Origin of the sequence: Streptomyces sp. NPDC101219 (assembly GCF_044767675.1) — a bacterium.
GTDB lineage: Bacteria > Actinomycetota > Actinomycetes > Streptomycetales > Streptomycetaceae > Streptomyces.
Genome location: NZ_JBIWOK010000016.1, coordinates 140,690 through 157,352 on the forward strand (window position 1 = coordinate 140,690; position 16,663 = coordinate 157,352).

A 16,663-nucleotide genomic window follows, 5' to 3' on the forward strand; every position below is an offset into this window, starting at 1 on the left:
TGGCGTACACCGGACGCGGTACACCGGCGCGGGAGCGCGACGGGGCGGGCGGGGGCCCGGCGGTGTCGCGGGTGCGCGGTGCCCCGGACCGTCGACCGGCCGGTCCGGGGCACCCCTGGCCGTGGACGAGCCCCGTGTCAGCCGGCGCGACGCGCTCTGACGCCGTCGGCCTCGAAGTCGTAGACCCGGTTGTTGATGCGCAGGCCGTCGACGGCCCCGATCCACATGTGGTCACGGGCGGGTCGTGGCCCTCGGGTTGTCACCGCGGACGTGTCTCCACGGCCGGGGCCTCGTCCCCGTCCGACGGCATCCGATGTCGGTGGCGTCTTCCGCGGGCGAGGGCAGGGAGTGGGCCACGTCGCGGGAACGGTCACGGCGGACGGAACGCCCGCGGGCCGGAGCCGTGTGCGGTGAGCACGGCTCCGGCCCGCGGGTGCCGGTCCGGACGGTCGGTCAGTGGTTGCGGGGGAAGCCCAGGTCCACGCCGGCCGGGGCGTCGGCCGGGTCCGGCCACCGGGTCGTGACGACCTTGCCGCGGGTGTAGAAGTGCGTGCCGTCGTTGCCGTAGATGTGGTGGTCGCCGAAGAGGGAGTCCTTCCAGCCGCCGAAGCTGTGGTAGCCGACGGGGACCGGGATCGGGACGTTCACGCCGACCATGCCCGCCTCCACCTCCAGCTGGAAGCGGCGGGCGGCGCCGCCGTCGCGGGTGAAGATGGCGGTGCCGTTGCCGTACGGGGAGGCGTTGATGAGGTCGACGGCCTCCTCGTAGGTCTCGGTGCGCAGGACGCACAGGACCGGGCCGAAGATCTCGTCCTGGTAGGCCTTGGCGGAGGTCGGCACCTTGTCGAGGAGCGAGATGCCGATCCAGTGGCCGTCCTCGTAGCCGTCGACGGTGTGGCCGGTGCCGTCGAGGACGACCTCGGCGCCCTCGGCTGCGGCGTTCTCCACGTAGGAGGCGACCTTGTCGCGGTGGGCCTTGGTGATGAGGGGGCCCATCTCGGACGTGGGGTCGTCGCCGGGGCCGATCTTGATCTTCTCGGCGCGCTCGCGGATCTTCTCGACCAGGGTGTCGCCGATCGCGCCCACGGCGACGACCGCGGAGATCGCCATGCACCGCTCACCGGCGGAGCCGTAGGCCGCGGAGACGACCGCGTCGGCCGCCGCGTCGAGGTCGGCGTCGGGCAGCACCAGCATGTGGTTCTTGGCGCCGCCGAGGGCCTGGACGCGCTTGCCGTTGGCCGAGGCGGTGGTGTGGATGTAGCGGGCGATCGGGGTGGAGCCGACGAAGGACACGGCCTTGACGTCGGGGTGCGTGAGGAGGCGGTCGACGGCGAGCTTGTCACCGTGGACGACGTTGAAGACGCCGTCGGGAAGCCCGGCCTCGGCCATCAGCTCGGCGAGCCGGACCGCGGCCGACGGGTCCTTCTCCGAGGGCTTCAGGACGAAGGTGTTGCCGCAGGCGATGGCCAGCGGGAACATCCACATCGGCACCATGGCCGGGAAGTTGAACGGGGTGATGCCGGCCACCACGCCGAGCGGCTGGCGGATGGAGGCGACGTCGACGCGGCTGGCGACCTGAGTGGACAGCTCGCCCTTGAGCTGCACATTGATGCCGCAGGCCAGGTCGACGATCTCCAGTCCGCGGGCGACCTCGCCGAGGGCGTCGGAGTGCACCTTGCCGTGCTCGGCGGTGATCAGCTCGGCGATCTCGTCACGGTGCGCGTCGACCAGGGCGCGGAACCGGAACAGGATCGAGGTCCGGGTGGCCAGCGACGACTGGCTCCACGACCGGTAGGCGTCCTTCGCGGCGGCGACCGCCGCGTCGACCTCCTCGACGGAGGCGAACGCGACCTTCGTGGTGACCTCGCCGGTCGCCGGATTCGTCACCGGCCCGTGGGTACCCGAGGCGCCTTCGGCGGTCTTCCCGCCGATCCAGTGGTTGACGATCTTCGTCATGACCGAGAACTCCTTACGCATGGGGCGGCGTCGGGGTGGGACGTGCCGGGTGTACAGCTCGCGTGCCGTGCGCCGCGGCGGACGGGCGGAGCGCCCGCCGTGCCGCGGTCGGGCACGGTTCCATCCCAGCAGGTGCGGCCGGGCGGCGCTCCCGACACAGTGTCGGCCGTTGCGGTCCTCGTGTAGACACATGTGCGGCGCGCGACGGCCGTGCGCCGCCCCGCCCCACGGGGGCCCGGGTCCGGGGTGGAGAGCCGGGACCTCCGGCGCGTGGCCTTGGCGGGCGGGGAGTCTTCGCACGCCTCTTCACTCCTGCCAAAGCGAAGGGGCCGTTCGCGCCGGAGGCGATCGGTGCCCGGGGGATGCGGGCGCTGTACCGCACGGCTCTCCGGGGTTTCTATCCGCGGTACGACGCCCTGTCAATGTTTTGTCCGGACATACTGACGATTTCGCGTCGCCCGCGTGTTCGGCAGGACACCGCGCCGGGAACGACTGCCTGGTCACAGGGCTGATCGGCTCTCCGGTGAGGAGGAAGTGAGAGGTTGCTGTCAACTGACCCCGCCGTCCCGGACGGCGTACGCCGTTGCGTCACGCCTGTCACGGAAGTACCGGTTGTGTCACACATGTCCCGCCTACGCGGACCTTTCGTCACATCCGGACCACAGCCCCCACCTCAGCCCCGGTCGGCGTCGTTGACCGGGCACAACGCTTGATGATCGCCAGCGCAGCACCCGGCTCCCCCTGACGGCCACCCCTCGGCCGCCGCCGCGGTGCGCGCGGGGAGGTGCCATTCATGACCGACCGACGGCTGTGGTCGTACAAGGACATCGCGGCCCACATCAAGGTGCAGCCGGACACCGTGCGCTCCTACCGCAAGCACGGCCTGCTGCCCCCGCCGGACCACGTCGAGGCGGGGAAGCCCTACTGGTACGCGGACACCGTCCGCACCTGGGTTGCCTCCCGGCCCGGCAACCGGGGCCGCAGAGGCTGACTCGGGCCGCAGGGGCTGACCGGGGCCGCAGAGGCTGACCGCCGCCGAAATCCGCTGTGCCCCACCCCGCGCGGTGGGGCACAGTGCTGCCCATGAGTTTCGCCCGGAAACCCACGCTCACCGGGGAGCGCACCGTGCTGCGCCCCTTCACCGCCGCCGACGCGGACACCATGTGGGAGATCCTCCAGGACCCCGAGGTGGTCCGCTTCACCTTCGACGGGTCGACCGACCTCACGCCCGCCAAGGTGCGCTCCTGGTACGCCTCCCGGTCCGCTCAGCCGGACCGGCTGGATCTCGCCGTCACCGACCGCGCCGGCGGGGAGCTGGTCGGCGAGGTCGTCCTCAACGAGTGGGACCCGGACGCCCGCAGCTGCACCTTCCGCACACTGATCGGGCCGCGCGGCCGGGGGCGGGGACTGGGCACCGAGGCCACACGGCTCATCGTCGGGCACGGCTTCGAACAGCTGGGGCTGCACCGCGTCCAGCTGGAGGCCTACGGCAACAACCCGCGCGCGCTGCGCGTGTACGAGAAGGCCGGCTTCGTGGTGGAGGGCGTCCGGCGGGAGGCGCGGTGGCGGGACGGGGAGTGGGTCGACGAGGTGATCATGGCGATGCTGGACCGGGAGTGGGCGGCGTCGGGGTCTGCGTCGGCGTCGGGGTCTGCGTCGGGGTCGGGGTCTGCGTCTGCGTCTGCGTCTGCGTCTGCGTCTGCGTCTGCGTCTGCGTCTGCGTCCACGGTGCGATGACGGTGACGCCCGGGCCCGGTGCCGTGTCCAGGGCCGCGAGGGCGGCCGGGGCGTCGTCCAGGCCGATCGTCCGGGTGACCAGCAGGTCGGGGCGCAGCCGCCCGGCGCGGACCAGTTCCAGCATCGGCGGGTAGCCGTGGGCGGCCATGCCGTGGCTGCCGAGGAGTTCCAGTTCGAGGGCGATGGCACGGGCCATGGGGACCGGGGTGGTGCCGGTGGCCGAGGGCAGCAGGCCCACCTGCACGTGCCGTCCCCGGCGGCGCAGGCCGTTCACGGAGGCCGCGCAGGTGGCGGGGGACCCGAGGGCATCCAGGGAGAGGTGCGCGCCCCCGCCGGTGAAGTCGCGGACCGCTTCGGCCGGGTCGTCGGCGGACGAGGCGTCGAGGCACTCCGCCGCGCCGAACCGCCGGGCCATCTCCAGCGCCCCCGGCGCAACGTCCACGGCGACGACGCGCGCCCCGGACGCCGCCGCGATCATCACGGCGGACAGTCCGACGCCGCCGCAGCCGTGGACGGCGACCCACTCGCCCGCCGCGACCCGGCCCTGCTGCACGACCGCGCGGTAGGCGGTGGCGAACCGGCAGCCCAGGGAGGCGGCCGTCGCGAACGACATGTCCTCGGGGACGGCGACCAGGTTGACGTCGGCGTGGTCCAGGGCCACGTACTCCGCGAAGGAACCCCAGTGGGTGAAGCCGGGCTGGGTCTGCAGCTCGCACACCTGCTGGTCCCCCGCCGCGCAGGCGGCGCAGCTGCCGCAGGCGCAGACGAACGGCACCGTGACCCGGTCCCCCGGGCGCCATCCGGTGACCCGGTCGCCGACCGCCTCGACGACACCGGCGAGTTCGTGGCCCGGTACGTGGGGCAGGACGATGTCCGGGTCGTGGCCCTGCCAGCCGTGCCAGTCGCTGCGGCACAGGCCGGTGGCCTCGACGCGCACGACGACGCCGTGTCCGGCCGGCTCCGGGTCGGGGACCTGCCGCACCTCGGCCGGTCCCCCGTACCGCTCGAACACCACCGCCCGCATGGCCGCCCGCCTTCCGTCCGCGCCGGGGCGGGGCCGGGGCGCGGCGGGCGCGCCCGGTGCCCCGCCTCCGGCGATCACCGCGCTGTCGGCGGAACGCTATCCGCGGCTCCTCACCGCGTCGCGCGCGGCCCCGGCCCGGGCGCCGTCACCCCCGTCGCCGTGCTCGCCGTCACCCCCGTCGCCGTGCTCGCCGTCGCCGCCGTCGGCGCCGCGCCCGCCCTCGCCACCGTCGTCCGCGCCGGTGGCGCCGTCGTTCTCGCCGGTTGCTCCGGCGGGCGGCTGGGGGGCGGGGGCGGGCAGCGGCCCGCCGTTCGGCCCCCCGTCCGTGTGGCCGTCCGTTCGGCCACCCGGTCCGCCGTCCCCGCCGGCGCCCGCGCCGCCGTCCGTCGTGCCCGCGGTGGTGGCGGGGCCGGCCTGCGCGGGCGCGGACTCGCCCTCGCTCAGGCCGAACCGGGTGTGGAACCGGCGCAGCGGTCCCGGCGCCCACCAGGTCGCGCTCCCGGTGAGGCGCATGACGGAGGGGACGAGGAGGCTCCGGACGATCATCGCGTCCATCAGCACCGCCAGGGCGATGCCCAGGCCCAGCATCTTGGTGTTGGTCACGCGCGAGGTGCCGATCGCGACCATCACCACCGCGAGGATGACCGCCGCCGCGGTGATCAGCCCGCCGGTGCGCTGGAGTCCGTGGCGGACGGCCCGCTCGTGGTCGCCGGAGCGGTCGTACTCCTCCTTGATGCGGGAGAGCAGGAACACCCCGTAGTCCATGGAGAGGCCGAAGGCGACGCAGAACATCAGGACGGGCAGGGTCGTCTCGATGTTGCCGGGGGTGGTGAAACCGAGCAGGCCGGAGAGGTGGCCGTCCTGGAAGACCCACACCACGGCGCCGAACATGGCGGTCAGGCTGAGCGCGTTGAGCACCACCGCCTGGACCGGTATGAGCACGCTGCCGGTGAGCAGGAACACCAGCAGGAGCGTGACGACGACGATGAACACGGCCGCCGCGGGCAGTTGCTCGGCGATGGCGTCCTTGGAGTCGACCAGCACGGCCGCCGCGCCGGTGACCTTGGTGTCGAAGGGAGCGTCCAGGGCGCGCAGGTCGCCCACCAGGTCCTGCGCGGGGTCGTCGACGGCCTCGCCCTCGGGCAGCACCGTGAAGTAGGCGGTGTCGCCCTCGACCAGCGGTCCGTCGACGCGGACCACCTCGGGCAGCGCGGCGACGCGTTCCTTGTAGGCGGCGTACTGCGCCTCGGTCGCGGGGCCCTCGGCGAGCACGTCGAGTCCGCCGCCCGGGCTGCCGGGGAAGCCGTCGCGGATGTGCTGCTGCACGACGTGGGACTCGGCGGTGGCGGGCAGCTGGCGGTCGTCGGCGGTGCCGAACTTCACGCCCAGGAAGGGCAGCCCGAGCAGGATCAGCACGGCCGTGGTGCCGAGGGCGAAGAACGGGGCGCGGCGCATGACCACCGTCGCCGCGCGGCCCCAGGCGGCGCCCTCCTCCCGCTTCGGCCGCGCCGCCCGCCGGCGCCGGAACAGGCGCCGCAGGTCGAACGCGTCGACCCGGTGGCCGAGGAGGACGAGGGCGGCGGGCAGCAGGATCAGGGCCGCGGCGGCGGCCAGCAGCACCACGGCGATCCCCGCGTAGGCGAACGAGCGCAGGAAGTACTGCGGGAAGAGCAGCATGGCCGCGAGCGACACCGCGACCGTCAGGGCGGAGAAGAGCACCGTGCGCCCTGCGGTGCGCAGGGTGGTGCCGACGGCGGTCCGGGGGTCGGCGCCCGAGGAGAGTTCCTCGCGGAAGCGGCGGACGATGAACAGGGCGTAGTCGATCGCCAGGCCGAGGCCGAGCGCGGTGGTGAGGTTCATCGCGAAGACGGAGACGTCGGTGATCTCGGTGAGGCCGCGCAGGACCGCGTTGGTGCCGAGGATGGCGACGATGCCGATGCCGAGCGGGAGCAGGGCGGCGACGGCGCTGCCGAAGACCATCACCAGCAGCACGAGCGTGACCGGCAGGGCGATGAGCTCGGCCCGCAGCAGATCCTCCTGGATGATCGTCTGCATCTCGTGCCGCACGGCGACCGGGCCGCCGATGCCGACCTCCACGGCGCCCTGCTCGCCCCGGAAGGACGGCGCTATGCGCTCCAGCGTCTCGTTCATCGTCGTCTCGTCGCCCGTGATGCGGGCGGCGATCAGCGCTTCGTGGCCGTCCTCGGCGCGCAGCGCGGGCGAGCGGGTCTGCCAGTAGGAGCCGACGCCGGTGATACCGGGCTCGCCGGCCAGGCGTTCGGTCAGCCGGGCGGCCTCGGCGGCGACGGCCGGGTCGTCGACCGAGGCGTCCCCGGCGTCGATGAGCAGCAGGAGGTTGGGCTGGGAGTGGGGGAACGCCTCCTCCAGAGCGCGGGTGGCGTAGGTGGACTCGGCGTCCGGGTCCTCCCAGCCGCCGCTGCCCATGCGGTCGGCGACCCCGCTGCCGGCCAGCACCGCGAGCACCGTGAGCACCGTGAGCACCAGCCCTGCCAGCAGGGCGAGTCTCGGGCGGACCGTGACCATGCGGGTCCAGCCTCCGAGGCGCGATGGATCGTTGACTTCGGTCATCCTGCGGTGTCCCCTTCACCGTGAACCGTGCCCCACACCCCCCGGCGCCCCGGGCCCTGGCGGTCCACGCGGTGCATACGGGCAGGCGGCATGGCTGTGCCGTTGCCATAGACTGGCAAACACGAGAGATCGCTCGCGTTTCACAAGAATGCGAGTGACCACTCGCGTTTGTCAATCGCGTGCCGAAAGCTGGGGATGACGCGTGCCGGACCAGACCGGGAAGCCCGACGAGGCGCTGACGCACGACCGGGAGCCGACGCCCGCAACGAGGCAGGCGGCGACCGGGGACGAACAGGTCGCGACCGGGGGCGGGCGGGCGACGTCCGGGGGCGGGCGGGCGACGTCCGGGGCCGGGGTGGCGTCAGCCGAAGGTCGGCGCACGACCGCCGGGGGCGAGGCGGCGCCGGCCGAGGGCGGGCAGGCGGCGCCCCAGGAGCGGCCCCGCCGCCGTCAGGCGCGCGGTGAGCGGCGCATCGCCCAGCTGCTCGAGGCCGCCGCCTCCGTCTTCTCCACCACGGGCTACACCGCCGCCAGCACCAACGCCATCGCCCGCGAGGCGGGCGTCTCACCGGGGACGCTCTACCAGTTCTTCCCGAACAAGGAAGCGATCGCGATCGAGCTGGGCAGCCGCCTGATGCACGAGATGCGGGAGACCTACGGCGAGGTGCTGACCCCCGTCGACCCGGCCACCCCGCTGGAGCAGGTGGTCGGCGCGGCCGTGGACCGGTTCATCGACTTCAACTGCCGCCACCCCGTCTTCTTCGCCCTGATGCACGGCCCGGACATCCCCGGCCACATCGCCGAGGAGCACGACGCCCTGCACGCCACGCTGGTCACCCGCGTGGAATCGATGCTCACCCCGCTGCTGCCGGACACGCCCGCCCCCGAGGTGAGCCGCACCGCCCAGATGTGCGTGGGCCTGTACAAGGCCGGCCTGGAACTCGTGCTCGCCCACGAGGGCGCCGAGCGCGAGGCGTATGTCCGGGAACTGAAGAACGTCCTGTACCGCTACCTCGGCCCCCTGGTCGTGGATTAGTACCCCCGGGGGGTATAAGGTGGAGTGACGGGGTCCTCCCGTGGGCCCCGACGACCCCGTACGCCCCGAGGAGTAACGACATGAGCACCCAGGCCGACACCCAGGGTTCCGTCACCGCCGTCTACAAGGTGAGCGGCATGAGCTGCGGACACTGCGAGGGTGCCGTCTCCGGCGAGATCTCGAAGATCGCCGGAGTCGGCTCGGTGCAGGCGAGCGCCTCCACCGGCGAGGTCACCGTCACCTCCGCCGCCCCGCTCGACGAGGAAGCGGTGCGCGAGGCCGTCGACGAGGCGGGCTTCGAACTGGTCGGTTCCGCCTGATCCGGATTCCATTGAGATCTCAAGTGCGGATACTCGGCAGTACCCCTGGAGTCCGGTAGGACCTTTCACATAAGCTCTTCACAAGGCTCGCGCATCATCCTTACGCTCGAGCCGCGCCAGCACCAACAGGTCTCTTGCGCACCTAACGGACATATGCAAGAGACGCAGATCACAGTGATGTGAACGTAACCATCGAAGGGGTTCGAAGGTCTAAGTTGGCGATGCCAGGCAGCGTCTTGGGGGGCGCTTCCTGACATCTGGGGATGTCTTGGGGGACGTTCCCAGTAGTAGGGATACCTCCCTGCTCGCACCTAGTGGAGAGCTCGGAGAGCGTTGCCGGGGCACGTACACGGGGAGCTTTGAGCGGCCCTCCCGACCGTGCGTTGTCCCGGCAGACCGCACACCGCACGAGTGCGGCGGGTTCGCTCGCCGCACTCGCACAGCGATTCAGGCGCTGTCCTCACAGACGCCCGGCCGGATCCCGTGGGGGGAATCCGCACCGGGACATGGGAAGGCGCCCTGGTTCGTCGGCCCGTGGGGGGACTGGCGCCAGGGCGCCTTCTCCCATGCCCGCACAGCGCCGTAGGCGCTGCACGGCGGCACGCAGGCCACGCAGCGGGCGGCGCCCGAGCCGGACCGCAGGGTCAGGGTCTTCCGTCACCTCCCCTGACCCCAGTTCAAGGGCAAGGCAGGGCGGAACGGAGCGGAAATGGTCCGGGCCCCGTACACGGTCGACGTGTACGGGGCCCGGCGCTTGCGGTGCGGCGGGGAGGCGCAGGTCAGCGCTCCTCGACCGGCACGAAGTCCCGCTCCACCACGCCGGTGTAGATCTGGCGCGGACGGCCGATGCGGGAACCCGGCTCCTTGATCATCTCGTGCCACTGGGCGATCCAGCCCGGCAGGCGGCCGAGGGCGAAGAGAACCGTGAACATCTCGCTCGGGAAGCCCATGGCCCGGTAGATCAGGCCGGTGTAGAAGTCCACGTTCGGGTAGAGGCTGCGGGAGACGAAGTAGTCGTCGGAGAGCGCGTGCTCCTCCAGCTTCAGCGCGATGTCCAGCAGCTCGTCGGACTTGCCGAGAGCGGACAGGACGTCGTGCGCGGCAGCCTTGATGATCTTGGCGCGCGGGTCGAAGTTCTTGTAGACCCGGTGGCCGAAGCCCATCAGGCGGACGCCGTCCTCCTTGTTCTTCACCTTGCGGATGAAGGAGTCGACGTCGCCGCCCGCGTCGCGGATGCCCTCCAGCATCTCCAGCACCGACTGGTTGGCACCGCCGTGCAGCGGGCCCCAGAGGGCGGAGATGCCCGCGGAGATCGAGGCGAACATGTTCGCCTGCGAGGAGCCCACCAGGCGCACGGTGGAGGTGGAGCAGTTCTGCTCGTGGTCCGCGTGCAGGATGAGCAGCTTGTCGAGGGCGGACACCACGACCGGGTCGAGCTCGTAGTCCTGGGCGGGGACCGAGAAGGTCATGCGCAGGAAGTTCTCGACGTAGTTGAGGTCGTTGCGCGGGAAGACGAACGGGTGGCCGACCGACTTCTTGTAGGCGCAGGCGGCGATCGTCGGCAGCTTGGCGAGCAGGCGGATGGTGGAGAGGTTGCGCTGCTGCTCGTCGAAGGGGTTGTGGCTGTCCTGGTAGAACGTGGACAGCGCCGAGACCACCGACGACAGCATGGCCATCGGGTGGGCGTCGCGCGGGAAGCCCTTGTAGAAGTTCTTGACGTCCTCGTGCAGCAGGGTGTGCTGCGTGATGTTGTGCTGGAACGTGTGGAGCTCGTCGACGGTCGGCAGCTCGCCATTGATCAGCAGGTAGGCGACCTCCAGGAAGGTGGAGCGCTCCGCCAGCTGCTCGATGGGGTAGCCGCGGTACCGGAGGATGCCGGCCTCGCCGTCCAGATAGGTGATCCCGGATTTGTACGCGGCGGTGTTGCCGTAGCCGCTGTCCAGCGTCACCAGTCCGGTCTGGGCGCGGAGCTTTCCGATGTCGAAGCCCTTGTCACCGACAGTACTGTCGATCACCGGGTAGGTGTACTCGCTGCCGTCGTACCGCAGTACTACAGAGTTGTCGCTCACGTCTTCCCTCACCGACGTTGTGCCTCATCTTCGAGGTGCCCTGACTGTCTCTACCATCCCCCACTTGGCCCAGGAGAGTGCACTCGGGGTCGACCATCGGGCCTATTGACGGCACTCAGTGCCGCCAACTTGCCCATCCTGCCTCCTGAGTACCCCTTCCGGAAGTGCTCTGTGACCTTCACGACTCATTTGATCGATCATTTTTCGCGGAGAGTCTCTCGGAGCCTCTCGCAGAGCCCGTTTCGTCGGCTTTGCCGACGCCCGGGAGCGACGTCGGCAGGCACCTCGGCGGCGGGCTGTCGAGGTGCCGCGACCTCCGCGACCTCCGGCCTCAGAGACCGGCCGGGCCGCGGGAGCCCGAGAGGCGGAAGTCGAGCGCCGTGCAGCGCCGGCCCGCCGAGACCGTGCGCACCGCCTGTCCGATCGCCTTGCGTGAGCCGACGAGGACCACGAGCCGCTTGGCGCGGGTGACGGCCGTGTACAGCAGATTGCGCTGGAGCATCATCCAGGCCCCGGTGGTCACCGGGATGACGACCGCCGGGTACTCGCTGCCCTGGGACCGGTGGATGGTCACCGCGTAGGCGTGGGCCAGCTCGTCCAGCTCGTCGAAGTCGTACGGCACCTCCTCGTCCTCGTCGGTCAGCACCGTCAGGCGCTGCTCGACCGGGTCGAGCGAGGTGACCACGCCCACGGTTCCGTTGAACACACCGTTGCTGCCCTTGTCGTAATTGTTGCGGATCTGGGTCACCTTGTCGCCGATCCGGAAGACCCGGCCGCCGAACCGCTTCTCCGGGACGTCGGGGCGGCCGGGGGTGACGACCTGCTGGAGCAGGCCGTTCAGCGTGCCCGCGCCGGCCGGGCCGCGGTGCATGGGGGCCAGTACCTGGACGTCCCGGCGCGGATCGAGGCCGAAGCGCGCCGGGATGCGGCGGGCGGCGACGTCCACGGTGAGGCGGCCGGCCTCCTCGGTGTCGTCCTCGACGAAGAGGAAGAAGTCCTTCAGCCCGTCGGTGAGGGGGTGCTGCCCGGCGTTGATCCGGTGCGCGTTGGTGACCACGCCGGACTGCTGCGCCTGGCGGAAGACCCGGGTCAGCCGGACGGCCGGGACAGGTCCGCCCTCCGCGAGCAGGTCCCGCAGCACCTCCCCCGCGCCGACGCTGGGCAGCTGGTCGACATCCCCGACGAGGAGGAGGTGCGCACCCGGCGGCACCGCCTTGACCAGCTTGTTCGCCAGCAGCAGGTCCAGCATGGACGCCTCGTCGACGACCACCAGGTCGGCGTCCAGCGGGCGGTCCCGGTCGTAGGCCGCGTCGCCGCCCGGCTTCAGCTCCAGCAGGCGGTGCACGGTGGACGCCTCGGCGCCGGTCAGCTCCGACAGGCGTTTGGCGGCCCGGCCGGTGGGCGCGGCGAGCACGACCTTGGCCTTCTTGGCGCGGGCCAGCTCCACGATCGACCGGACCGTGAAGGACTTGCCGCAGCCGGGGCCGCCCGTCAGCACGGCGACCTTCCGTGTCAGCGCCAGCTTGACGGCGGCCTCCTGTTCGGGGGCGAGATCGGTGCCGGTGCGGCCCTTCAGCCAGCCGAGCGCCTTGTCCCAGTCCACGTCCCGGAAGCCCGGCATTCGGTCCTCGTCGGTGCGGAGCAGGCGCAGCAGCTGGGCGGAGAGGGAGAGTTCGGCGCGATGGAAGGGCACGAGGTAGATCGCGGTCACCGGTTCGCCGCCGTCCGGGCCGGGCACCTTCTCCCGCACCACCCCGGGGTCCTCGCCGTCCTCCGGCTCGGCGGCCAGCTCGGCCAGGCACTCGATGACCAGGCCGGTGTCCACCTGGAGCAGCTTGACCGCGTCGGCGATGAGCTTCTCCTCCGGGAGATAGCAATGGCCCTGGTCGGCGGACTGCGACAGGGCGTACTGCAGGCCCGCCTTCACCCGCTCCGGGCTGTCGTGCGGGATGCCGACGGACTGGGCGATCTTGTCGGCGGTGAGGAAGCCGATGCCCCAGACGTCGGCGGCCAGGCGGTACGGCTGGTTCTTCACCACGGAGATGGAGGCGTCGCCGTACTTCTTGTAGATGCGCACGGCGATCGACGTCGACACCTCGACCGTCTGGAGGAAGAGCATGACCTCCTTGATCGCCTTCTGCTCCTCCCAGGCGTCGGCGATCTTCCTGGTGCGCTTCGGCCCGAGCCCCGGCACCTCGATGAGCCGCTTCGGCTCCTCCTCGATGATCCTCAGGGTGTCCAGCCCGAAGTGCTGCGTGATCCGGTCGGCGAACACCGGCCCGATGCCCTTGACCAGCCCCGAGCCGAGATAACGCCGGATGCCCTGCACGGTGGCGGGGAGGAGGGTCGTGTAGTTCTCCACGTGGAACTGCTTGCCGTACTGCGGGTGCGACCCCCAACGGCCCTCCATCCGCAGGGACTCCCCCACCTGGGCACCCAGCAGCGCCCCGACGACGGTGAGCAGATCACCGGCGCCGCGGCCGGTGTCGACACGGGCGACCGTGTAGCCGTTCTCCTCGTTGGCGTAGGTGATGCGCTCCAGGACGCCTTCGAGAACGGCGACGTGCGGCCCCCCGGACGCCGCTGCGGACTGGTTGGACATGATCCGACCGTACCGGTGGGGTGTGACAGGGGTGCCCGGTCCCCGAGCTCACGCAAGGCGCTGGGCGTCCACCGGGCCGCAGGGGTGCGGGCCGTCGTCGCAAGAACGGGGGCGGAGCGCTGTTACCCACTTTCGGGTGACGTCGCTGCGAGGGCCGGGGTGGCGTGGCGTGGCGCAATCGGGTTCGGGGCCAGTTCCCACAAGGCCCCAATGTCCCATTGGTCGTCAACCTGATGCATTGACTCGGTAAATGGACATTACAGGTGACATTCACAGCGATGTGGCCAGATTGTAACGACCCTTCACGCCTCCTTCATCGACCGGCCGCGGGTGGACAAGGTGTGCGTGGGCAGCCGACCGGCCGCCCTTCGCACCAGGCACAGCCCCCGCCGCCGGCACGCCGGACCGGGAGGCTGCGCCCGCACCGAGCAGGGGGATCCTGTGTCCAAGTCCACGTCTGTCAACGCTCGCCGCCTCACCGCCGCCGCGCTGAGCGTCGGTGCCCTGACGGCGGTCCTGACGGCTCCGGCCTCGGCGGCCGAGCACCGGCCGCACCGGCCGGCCGTCCAGATCACCGACGTGCAGTACAACGCCCCGGGTCCCGACACCCGTAACAACCGCTCCGTGAACGGTGAGTGGGTTCGGATCACCAACACCACCCGCCACGCGGTCAACCTGAGGGGATGGACGCTGCGCAACGAGGAGGGCCAGCGCTACCGCTTCAACAACGTCCGCCTCGCCGGCCGTAGCTCGATCTACGTCCACACCGGCATCGGCCGTGACACCCGCACCCGGGTGTTCCAGGACCGCCGCAACCACATCTGGGACAACCGCTCCGACACGGCCACCCTGCGCAACGACCGCGGCCGCGTCGTCGACACCGAGTCGTGGGGGCGCGGCCGCTTCGACCGTGACGACCGCCGTGACGACCGTCGTGACGACCGCCGTGACCGTGACGACCGCCGCGACAACCGCGACAACCGAAACCGCCGCTGACCCAGGGTGCTGAGGCCGCCGGACGTCCACTTCACCGACAGCCTCGGCACTCCTGGAAACGACCACACGTGTGCCGGGCAGCCCTACGCTGCCCGGCACACGCGCGTGTACGCGGCCCGAAGCGGGCGCCGGGCCCGGCCGGCCCTCGCGGCAGGGCGGCTCCGCGTCACCCCGGCCGGCCCTCGCGGCAGGGCTCCCCATCATCCCGGGCGCCTCACTGCGTCCGCGGCGGCTCCTTCAGCGCGTCGAGGAAGACGGCGAAGACGGAGGCGGGGAAGGAAAGGGTGGCCCGGGTGGGGGCCTTGGAGTCGCGGACTGCTGTGCGGGTGGGGGCGTTCGCGATCTCCACGCAGTTGTTGCCGTCGCCGCCGCCGGAGAAGGACGACTTCCGCCAGTTCTCCACGGGGTCCTACGGCTCCTTCGTCAGGCTGCGGACGTCACCACGTCCGGTGCACGGTTGCCTTGCCACCGGTCACCAGGCTTGCCGGCGGTACGTCGTCGGCCACGACCGCGCCGGCGGCGATCACGGCGTCCCGGCCGATGCTGACGCCGGGCAGGATCGTGGCCCCGGCACCGATCCACACGTTCTCCGCCACGTCGATGGGTGCGCCGGTGAGGTACAGCCGCCGCTCCCCGGGATCGACCGGGTGGCCGCTGGTGATGAACGTGACCTTCGGCCCGATCATCACCCGCTCGCCGAGCCGGATTCCGGCGTAGTCCAGGAACGTGCAGTTCTGGTTGACAAAGACGCGCTCGGCGAGGTCGATGTTCAGGCCGTGGTCCGTGTAGAAGGGCGGGTAGATCGTGACTCGCGGCGGCAGCGGCTTGCCGAGGATCCGCTCGAACAGTTCCGCCCTGCCCGCTTCGTCATCGAAGGGCAGGACGTTCAGGCGGGAGGTCAGCTCGGTGACGCGCAGGACCCTCTCGGCCATGGCCTGGAACTCGGCACTGTGGATGCGCATGAGACGGTCACTGGGCATGCCGCGATTCTTTCCGTGCACTGGTGGAGGGGCAAGACTCACCGGACGGGAGGACGGCTCACGTCAGTTGTCAGGGGCGCGAGCGGTGTACGTCATGATCCGCTCGTCGGCCTCTTCAACTCCTCGACGAACACCGCGAACGCAGCGACGGAGAAGGTGAGGGTGGCCCGGGCGGGGGCCTTGGAGTCGCGGACGGCTATGCGGGTGGGGGCGTTCGCGATCTCTACGCATTCGTTGCCGTCGCCCGGCCCCGAGTAGGACGACTTCCGCCAGTTCTCCATGGGTCCTAGAGCTCCTTCGCCAGGCTGTGGATGAAATCACGCGACTGGACGGGATCGAGTGACGCGGCCTCCACCTTACGGAAGCTCGTTCGGTAAGTGTTGAGTTGAGCCTCGGAGTCCAGGAAGACCGAGCCGTGCGGGGCGTCACGGACGACGGTGTCCAGTCTGGGCAGAGGGCCACCCACGTACGTCATCGTGCTGGAAGCTCTTGCGAAACCGTCCAGGTCGAAGGGGATGACGCGCACGGTGATGCAGTCCGCTTCGGACAGCTCCAGAAGACGCACGAGTTGAGCCCTTGAGGTAGCACGGTCGCCGACCCTGATACGGAGTGCCGCCTCGTGGATGACCGCTTCATAGGAAGTCGCGAGTCTCTGGCGTTGCCTGCGGTGTTGAATACGCAACTCCAGTTCCTCGGCCGTCAGTTCCGGCAGACGGGAGGAGAAGACGGCACGCGAGTAGTCCTCGGTCTGGAGCAAGCCCGGCACGTAAAGAATGGCTACGTGGCGGAGGAACCGAGCATGGTGCTCCAGCTCGGACAGATCCAGGAAGGGCGTGGGCAGCAAGCCTCGGTACTCCTCCCACCAGCCGTCCGTCCTGTCGGTGGCCATTGCCACGAGGGCGTCGATGAACTTCTCATCGGTGCAGGCATAGTGAGAAGCGAGACGACGAACACGCTGCTCGCTCACACCCGCGAGAGCGGACTCGATGTGGGTGATCTGGGCGGGGGCCACGCCGAGCAGCGCGGCCGCTTGGCGGGAGTTGAGACCAGCAGCCTCACGGAGTCTGCGCAGTTCAGTCGCCAGTCGCATCTGGCGTGCCGTGGGTTCCCGCCTCTTCACCATCGACTGACCTTCCTGACACACCTGTTGGTGCAACCCGTTCGGAGTCAGGTTACGCGACCGACTTGCCGCGTCCCTACATTTAGATCTACGTTCAGTGAGCGTTTTCAGAGTGGCCACCGATGGGGTGACAGCGGCCAGGGCACAACGCACGAGGCACCCGCGCCGTTGAGGGAGGTGTTCGAAGTCTCAACTCATCAGCCCAGGTGCCTCGTTGGTCTCCTATCCTGCCGC

General features: G+C 70.8%; 13 protein-coding genes and 1 pseudogene. 5 read left to right on the top strand and 9 right to left on the bottom strand.

Annotated elements, in window-relative coordinates:
- Positions 1 to 453: 453 nt before the first annotated feature.
- Complete coding sequence (gene mmsA / locus ACIRPP_RS27125; RefSeq protein ID WP_403647914.1) at positions 454 to 1,956, bottom strand: CoA-acylating methylmalonate-semialdehyde dehydrogenase; 1,503 nt, start codon at positions 1,954 to 1,956, stop codon at positions 454 to 456.
- Positions 1,957 to 2,749: 793 nt separating this feature from the next.
- Between mmsA and ACIRPP_RS27130 the strand changes: the two genes are divergently transcribed.
- Complete coding sequence (locus ACIRPP_RS27130; protein ID WP_164333846.1) at positions 2,750 to 2,947, top strand: AlpA family transcriptional regulator; 198 nt, start codon at positions 2,750 to 2,752, stop codon at positions 2,945 to 2,947.
- A 170-nt stretch (positions 2,948 to 3,117) separates the two neighbouring features.
- Positions 3,118 to 3,432 (top strand): annotated as a pseudogene (locus tag ACIRPP_RS27135) (GNAT family N-acetyltransferase); the annotation flags it as partial.
- Between the two features lie 118 nt (positions 3,433 to 3,550).
- On the opposite strand, the gene ACIRPP_RS27140 reads toward ACIRPP_RS27135, so the two are convergent.
- Both ACIRPP_RS27140 and ACIRPP_RS27145 read right to left on the bottom strand, forming a co-directional pair.
- Positions 3,551 to 4,717: a zinc-dependent alcohol dehydrogenase family protein gene (locus ACIRPP_RS27140; RefSeq protein ID WP_403647918.1), complete on the bottom strand. Its 1,167-nt coding sequence runs from the start codon at positions 4,715 to 4,717 to the stop codon at positions 3,551 to 3,553.
- A gap of 96 nt (positions 4,718 to 4,813) precedes the next feature.
- Positions 4,814 to 7,306, bottom strand: a complete 2,493-nt coding sequence (locus ACIRPP_RS27145; RefSeq protein WP_403647921.1) for an MMPL family transporter — start codon at positions 7,304 to 7,306, stop codon at positions 4,814 to 4,816.
- Between the two features lie 472 nt (positions 7,307 to 7,778).
- On the opposite strand from ACIRPP_RS27145, the gene ACIRPP_RS27150 reads away from it, so the two are divergent.
- Positions 7,779 to 8,342 carry a TetR family transcriptional regulator gene (locus tag ACIRPP_RS27150; protein WP_403647952.1) on the top strand — a complete coding sequence of 188 codons (564 nt, stop codon included), beginning with the start codon at positions 7,779 to 7,781 and terminating at the stop codon, positions 8,340 to 8,342.
- Positions 8,343 to 8,422: 80 nt separating this feature from the next.
- Entirely contained in the window at positions 8,423 to 8,662 is a 240-nt protein-coding gene (locus ACIRPP_RS27155; protein WP_403647924.1) for a heavy-metal-associated domain-containing protein, read from the top strand.
- A gap of 779 nt (positions 8,663 to 9,441) precedes the next feature.
- Here ACIRPP_RS27155 and ACIRPP_RS27160 read toward each other — a convergent pair.
- Positions 9,442 to 10,731, bottom strand: coding sequence for a citrate synthase (locus ACIRPP_RS27160; protein WP_164336383.1), 1,290 nt, complete (start codon positions 10,729 to 10,731; stop codon positions 9,442 to 9,444).
- A gap of 331 nt (positions 10,732 to 11,062) precedes the next feature.
- Entirely contained in the window at positions 11,063 to 13,333 is a 2,271-nt protein-coding gene (locus tag ACIRPP_RS27165) for an ATP-dependent RecD-like DNA helicase (protein WP_403647927.1), read from the bottom strand.
- Between the two features lie 441 nt (positions 13,334 to 13,774).
- On the opposite strand from ACIRPP_RS27165, the gene ACIRPP_RS27170 reads away from it, so the two are divergent.
- Positions 13,775 to 14,329, top strand: coding sequence for a lamin tail domain-containing protein (locus ACIRPP_RS27170; protein ID WP_403647930.1), 555 nt, complete (start codon positions 13,775 to 13,777; stop codon positions 14,327 to 14,329).
- A 214-nt stretch (positions 14,330 to 14,543) separates the two neighbouring features.
- On the opposite strand, the gene ACIRPP_RS27175 is transcribed toward ACIRPP_RS27170, so the two are convergent.
- The 4 genes from ACIRPP_RS27175 to ACIRPP_RS27190 form a co-directional block, all read right to left on the bottom strand.
- Positions 14,544 to 14,732: a DUF397 domain-containing protein gene (locus tag ACIRPP_RS27175; RefSeq protein ID WP_403647933.1), complete on the bottom strand. Its 189-nt coding sequence runs from the start codon at positions 14,730 to 14,732 to the stop codon at positions 14,544 to 14,546.
- A gap of 34 nt (positions 14,733 to 14,766) precedes the next feature.
- Positions 14,767 to 15,309, bottom strand: coding sequence for a DapH/DapD/GlmU-related protein (locus tag ACIRPP_RS27180; protein WP_403647936.1), 543 nt, complete (start codon positions 15,307 to 15,309; stop codon positions 14,767 to 14,769).
- 92 nt (positions 15,310 to 15,401) lie between these two features.
- Positions 15,402 to 15,590, bottom strand: a complete 189-nt coding sequence (locus ACIRPP_RS27185; RefSeq protein ID WP_403647939.1) for a DUF397 domain-containing protein — start codon at positions 15,588 to 15,590, stop codon at positions 15,402 to 15,404.
- Positions 15,591 to 15,595: 5 nt separating this feature from the next.
- A complete protein-coding gene (locus ACIRPP_RS27190; protein ID WP_403647942.1) occupies positions 15,596 to 16,432 on the bottom strand; it encodes a helix-turn-helix domain-containing protein in 837 nt (278 codons plus the stop codon).
- Between the last annotated feature and the right edge of the window lie 231 nt (positions 16,433 to 16,663).